General features: G+C 58.0%; 6 protein-coding genes and 1 pseudogene. 4 read left to right on the top strand and 3 right to left on the bottom strand.

Annotation, left to right across the window (positions count from 1 at the left end; translation table 11 throughout):
- Together RW023_RS08375 and RW023_RS08370 are read right to left on the bottom strand one after the other, a co-directional pair.
- Window positions 1-789: hypothetical protein (locus RW023_RS08375; RefSeq protein WP_315580757.1), on the bottom strand; the 789-nt coding region annotated here is incomplete at its 3' end.
- Between the two features lie 72 nt (window positions 790-861).
- Complete coding sequence (locus RW023_RS08370; RefSeq protein WP_315580756.1) at window positions 862-1,650, bottom strand: protein-ADP-ribose hydrolase; 789 nt, start codon at window positions 1,648-1,650, stop codon at window positions 862-864.
- Between the two features lie 183 nt (window positions 1,651-1,833).
- Between RW023_RS08370 and RW023_RS08365 the strand changes: the two genes are divergently transcribed.
- Both RW023_RS08365 and RW023_RS08360 read left to right on the top strand, forming a co-directional pair.
- On the top strand, window positions 1,834-2,811 hold the full coding sequence (locus RW023_RS08365) for a Fic family protein (protein ID WP_315580755.1): 978 nt from the start codon (window positions 1,834-1,836) through the stop codon (window positions 2,809-2,811).
- A 19-nt stretch (window positions 2,812-2,830) separates the two neighbouring features.
- Window positions 2,831-3,376, top strand: coding sequence for a GNAT family N-acetyltransferase (locus tag RW023_RS08360; RefSeq protein WP_315580754.1), 546 nt, complete (start codon window positions 2,831-2,833; stop codon window positions 3,374-3,376).
- A gap of 16 nt (window positions 3,377-3,392) precedes the next feature.
- Here the strand turns inward: RW023_RS08360 and RW023_RS08355 are convergent, their stop codons facing one another.
- A complete protein-coding gene (locus RW023_RS08355; RefSeq protein ID WP_315580753.1) occupies window positions 3,393-4,250 on the bottom strand; it encodes a Sir2 silent information regulator family NAD-dependent deacetylase in 858 nt (285 codons plus the stop codon).
- A gap of 340 nt (window positions 4,251-4,590) precedes the next feature.
- Here RW023_RS08355 and RW023_RS08350 point away from each other — a divergent pair, with 340 nt between their 5' ends.
- The gene (locus RW023_RS08350) at window positions 4,591-4,941 is read left to right on the top strand and encodes a helix-turn-helix domain-containing protein (protein WP_299061973.1); all 351 of its coding nucleotides are present in this window, start codon (window positions 4,591-4,593) and stop codon (window positions 4,939-4,941) included.
- Between the two features lie 30 nt (window positions 4,942-4,971).
- Window positions 4,972-5,226 (top strand): annotated as a pseudogene (locus RW023_RS08345) (glycosyl transferase family 1); the annotation flags it as partial.

Genomic DNA, 5,226 nt, shown 5'->3' with positions numbered 1-5,226 from the left:
TGCTGCCTTCTTGGTTTTTCTGCCAGGCTCAACCCCCGAGTAGCCGTATGCTCCAGCCGCATTCTCCCAATTCACGCCATCGGCCCCACGCCACCAGTTCAAAGGGTAGGACAGGCTTTGCCGCAGGTCACCGGTATCACGCTCAAGTGGGGGAGTGAATGAATGCAGAAAACCGGGGTGCCCTGGTGCCTCAAGAATCCCGCAGATTGCCAGAGTCTCAACGATCCCAACGGCCTCCGCTTGGTTGCAGGGAAGTAACTTCGCGGTGCGGATAGCGGTCGCCAAGGCAGTGCCACTGGCCTCGTCCTCCATGGAATCAGCCAGCTCCAAGATCGACCTCAGTATCCCCGCATCCGCATCGCTCGCAACCCGCCGCTCCATTGACGCGAACTGCTCCAAGTAAAAGATGGGCTTCCCGATCGTTCCCCAAATGCCGCCGCCCCTGTGTTTCACCCAGTTAAAGAAGGTGCCCGTCAGCCTCTTTGGGACCTCCTGAGTCCGGCCTCGATCAAAAGAAAACCAACTGCGGGCATACACATAGGACGCCAAAATATAGCGGTAATCCACATCGCGCGAGGACAAACTATATAAGAACGCCTGCGCCGCATCCTCTAAAGACACAGCCTCAAAGCATCGATCCAGGACATCAAGCGCCTGATCGAGAGTAATCGGGCGATCCTCAACAACCACCCCCATCTTCCGGGCATAAGCAAGCTCCTCCGCACTCACCGAATGCTTCTTCTGATCGTCCATCAAACGATTCAGAATCTGAACAGCCTTCTTATCCACGCTTACCCGCCCTTCGAAGTGCCTGCAACGGCGGAAACCGTATAGCTCAGAAGCATCTACAGCCCCACAACCCTAGAACCCCAAAAGCCTTCGATAAATCGCCTCGTCCTCATCAGAGAACACATCAAACACAACGACCATGGGGGACTGAGTTGCCGTCAGCCACTGATTGACCACATCCACCGCGACCTCGGCAGCGTCCTGCTTCGGGTAGCCAAAAACGCCCGTTGAAATACAGCAGAACGCAAGGGAGCCCGTACCGCTTTCTTGCGCTAAATCCAGGCAATTCAGGTACGAGCTCATCAGCTCGAAACGATGCATGTCAGCGTCCTCGCCGGCGGGCACAACCGGCCCGACCGTGTGAATGACGCGCTGCGAAGGCAAGTTATACGCGCCCGTAATCTTCGCTCTGCCCGTCGGCTCCTCGTGGCCCTGCTCCTCCATGAGCTGGGCGCACTCCAAACGCAACTGGACGCCGGCGAAAGTATGAATCGCATTATCAATGCACGCATGCCCAGGCACCCAACACCCCAGCATCTGTGAGTTCGCTGCGTTCACAATCGCATCCGCTGCGAGCCTCGTAATGTCGCCCTGCCACAGGCGAATGTTCGGGTGCAGGGGTGCGACCTCGGCCTCGTCAATGGAAACAACGCCATCCCCGGCAATCAACTCACTGAGCAACTGATCCTGCAAAGCCAGCCACTCCGGCGAGGCGGGCATGGGCGGGCGCGTATTGACCAGGGCGCGGAACTGCTCCCACATCTCATCGACGCTTGTCGGTGCGGGCACCTCCATCCCGCGTTCCTCGCACAGTCCCGCAATCAGTGGGGTCAACAGCTCAAGCTTCCGACTGGGCCACATAAGCATTCCTTTTCTAAAAACGTGGGTTGGCAATAGTGTAGTTCCACGGCGGTGATAGGCCGCCCCTGTTTCAGCAGCATGTACATGAACCCGGATAGAGCACGGGTTTTACGCTCTGACAGTCTCACTGCCACCCGATTACCGCCACTGGCGGTATAATTGTGGCGGTAATAGGGGGTGGTCATGGCCTACGAACCGTCTTTTGAACGCACTGACGTCATCGATGCCCTGTGCATGGAGATCGCTGAGCTGGTCGGTATGCTCTCGCCGCAGGCTCCCCTGTCGACCAGCCCGACGTTGCGCCGGGAGCTGCGGATCCAGACGATTTACTCCTCGCTCGTCATCGAGGGCAACAAGCTTGACGAGAGTGCCGTGAGCGCGATCATCGACGGTAAGCGGGTTCTCGGAGATCGGCGCGACATCCTCGAAGTTGAAAACGCACGCATCGCCTACGATCTCATTCCGGAACTCGATCCTCATTCGGTGGAAGATTTGCTGCGTGTTCATCGCGTGATGATGGGCGGCCTCGTTCCCGATGCCGGGCGCTTTCGCTCCGGCAACGTCGGTGTGTTCAACGGGGGCACCCTTATCCATGCGGGGACTCCAGCCGCCTATGTCCCCGAGGTGATGGGTAGCCTCTTCGAGTGGCTGCGTGCGACGCGCATGCATCCTCTCCTCGTCTCGTGCATCTTCCACTTCGAATTCGAGTTCTGCCACCCCTTTTCAGATGGCAATGGCCGGATGGGACGGCTCTGGCACACGCTACTGTTGTCGCGGTGGCGTCCGGTGCTGGCCTGGGTGCCCGTTGAATCTGCCATTAGGAGGAGACAGGCGGACTATTACGATGCCTTGGCGCGCTCCGGTGCGGCCGGTTCGTGCGAGGAGTTCGTGGAGTTCATGCTCGAAGCAATCAGGGAAGCCATACTTCCGTACGCGCGGCCGGCGAGCGCAGCGGACGCGGAGCGCTCCCGCGCGCTCGCTTTCTTCCGTGACAACACGCGGTCAACCGTAGCCCAGCTCGCGCAGCACCTCGGATGCTCGAAGCGAACCGCTGAGCGCATCGTCGCGCAGCTCAAGGAAGAAGGCGTGCTCGAGCGGCAGGGGAGTCCTCGTTCGGGTTCGTGGGCTGTCCACGCCGACCATAATTTGACTTATTCCTAGGCAGACAAGGAGTCCGACAATGAGGTACGCCAAGACGGTGGTGTTGAAAGGCGGGGTGGAACTCCTGGTGAGGAACACCGTCGCCTCGGACGCCCGCGTTCTGCGCGAGACCACGCAACGCACGCATGCGGAAACTGACTATTTGCTGTCCTACCCGGACGAGCAGAGCGCCGACGATGAACAAGAGGCCCGCTCCCTGGAAGAAACAGAACGTAGCGGCAATGAGGTTGAACTCGTTGCCGTGATCGACGGGTGCATCGTTGGAAGTGCAGGAGTTTCAGCAGTGCGTAATAGGCGCAAGGTTGCGCACCGGGCCCGTTTTGGGATCAGCATCCTCAAGGAGTGCTGGGGGATGGGGATCGGCTGGGCGCTGATCGAAGCGAGCATCGACTGTGCTCGGCAGGCGGGCTACACCCAGCTTGAGCTCGAAGTGGTGGCAGAGAACGAACGGGCGGTGTCCCTTTACCGTCGCGCAGGGTTCGAGGAATACGGGCGCAACCCCCGGGGCTACCGCTCCGCGTCTGCGGGCTACCAAGAACTCGTGTACATGAGGCTGGAACTGTAGCGCTGCGAAGGTTGGCCTAGCCCTGTCGTACTTGCAAAGCTAGGGTGAGCGCCTCGTGGATATCCCCGTTGATGAGGATCGAGCGATCGCGGATCTCAGCGGGTGCCTGCGCCTGCCCGAAGTTCACGCACGCGTAAGTCGCCGAGGCATTAGCGTAGGTCTGCTTCCAGAACGGGAACTTGATGATTCCCGGGGTATTTGAGCCAACACCAAGCTCAAGGAAGATGATCCTGCCGCCGCCGTGTGCCTCGATGAAATCCTGATACCTGCGGGCAGCTTGGTGCCATCCCGCGTCCTCAACAAAAGTCGCGTCACAGCGCAGATTCATGCTCATAGGCTCGCCGCACCTGGGGCAGTAGGGGACAAGCTCACTGGGAACCCGCATGTCATGTTGCTCCTCAACCATGCGCGCCACGGCCTCGAAATTGTCATAGGTCGAGTCATGACAAGGAATACTGCACTGCCATAGACCGTAATCGCCCTGTGTGTAAAACAGGCGTTCCTTTGGGAAATCTGCGAGCTGAAAGCGATGGTCAACATTCGTCGTGAGAACGAAAAAGTCTTTACCGTCGACCAGTTGGAGGAGCTTGTCGTAGGTGTCTTTTGGAGCCTCAACGTAGCGGTTGTACCAGATGTTGCGACTCCAATAAGCCCACTGCTCTTCCAATGTTTTGAATGGATAAAAGCCGGCCGAGTACATGTCGGATAATCCGTAGGTCTCGATGAAATCGGCAAAGTAGGTCTTAAAGCGTTCGCCACTGTAGGTAAAACCTGCGGCGGTTGATAGACCTGAGCCTGCGCCGATCATGACAGCATCCGCTGCGCTGATCGCATCGACAAGGCGCGAAATCTCGGCGTTCATTGTCTGGTTCATTGGAACTCCTACGGGTTTTCCGATCGTGTCTTGGATGGGGGCGGTTTCACATGCGCGCCCGAATGTGAGTGCTAGGTGTATCCCTTACTTGCGGACAACACTGATGCTTACTTGCGGACAACACTGATGCGCTGTCCGGCTTTGCCGTTTGCTGCGACGACTGCGATTGAGTGAGCCATGGGTTGTCCTTCGATTGTTTGTGCGAGCAAATCGCTCTGTTTTTCGTACGTGTGACAGCGTAGAATTAATGCGAGCACTTAGGAAGTAGGCACTATTTTGTGCCATAGGTACCTAAAAGTAACTATTGGAGTTGACCTGCGAAGATCAAGGGGGGAAGAAAATGAATTCACAGCTTGAAAACTTGCCGCCATGTCCGGTTGAAACGACTTTGACCCTGATTGGGAACAAATGGCAGGTGTTGATCTTGCGCGATCTGAGCGATAAGGGGACCATGCGTTTCAAAGAACTTCAGCGCTCGATCGGATCGATTTCGCAAAAGGTCTTGACGACGAATCTACGCACCATGGAGGATGCGGGCATTGTTCACCGTGAGGTTTTCGCCGAGGTCCCGCCGCGCGTCGAGTACTCGCTCACTGAGCTGGGCCGCAGCCTGCAGCCCGTCCTCGAGGCCATGCGCGTGTGGGGCGAAAACTATAAGCAGCAGTTGGGTGCTCTTCCGCCTCGCGCGTAGCCTTAAAACGTGAAAATCCTTGTCGTCCCCATGCTTGCCCGCTCGCAGATGGGTGGTCCATGGTCGCGCGCGCAACAGATCGCCCGCGCATTCCTCAGCCGTGGCCACGAGGTCACGCTTGCGTGGGGAAACGACGGGAACTGCGTCGATCCGGTCGCCTCGACATTTGAAATTCCCGTTCCTTCGCCGCTTGGTCTTCCCGAGGCCATCGCCCGTCACATCTTTCCGCTGGCTTCTCGCCTGGGATTGATGGGGCGCAAGCCCGTTCATAGTTTCGAAGAAGTG

Source organism: uncultured Actinomyces sp., assembly GCF_963542285.1.
Lineage (GTDB): Bacteria > Actinomycetota > Actinomycetes > Actinomycetales > Actinomycetaceae > Pauljensenia.
The sequence above is the reverse complement of the archived record's forward strand: the minus strand, read 5'-3'. Positions and strand labels throughout refer to the sequence as shown.

Coding starts and splice junctions, on each gene's coding strand:
- RW023_RS08350 (WP_299061973.1), top strand. CDS start 4,591: ATGAATTCACAGCTTGAAAACTTGCCGCCATGTCCGGTTGAAACGACT.
- RW023_RS08360 (WP_315580754.1), top strand. CDS start 2,831: ATGAGGTACGCCAAGACGGTGGTGTTGAAAGGCGGGGTGGAACTCCTG.
- RW023_RS08355 (WP_315580753.1), bottom strand. CDS start 4,250: ATGAACCAGACAATGAACGCCGAGATTTCGCGCCTTGTCGATGCGATC.
- RW023_RS08365 (WP_315580755.1), top strand. CDS start 1,834: ATGGCCTACGAACCGTCTTTTGAACGCACTGACGTCATCGATGCCCTG.
- RW023_RS08370 (WP_315580756.1), bottom strand. CDS start 1,650: ATGTGGCCCAGTCGGAAGCTTGAGCTGTTGACCCCACTGATTGCGGGA.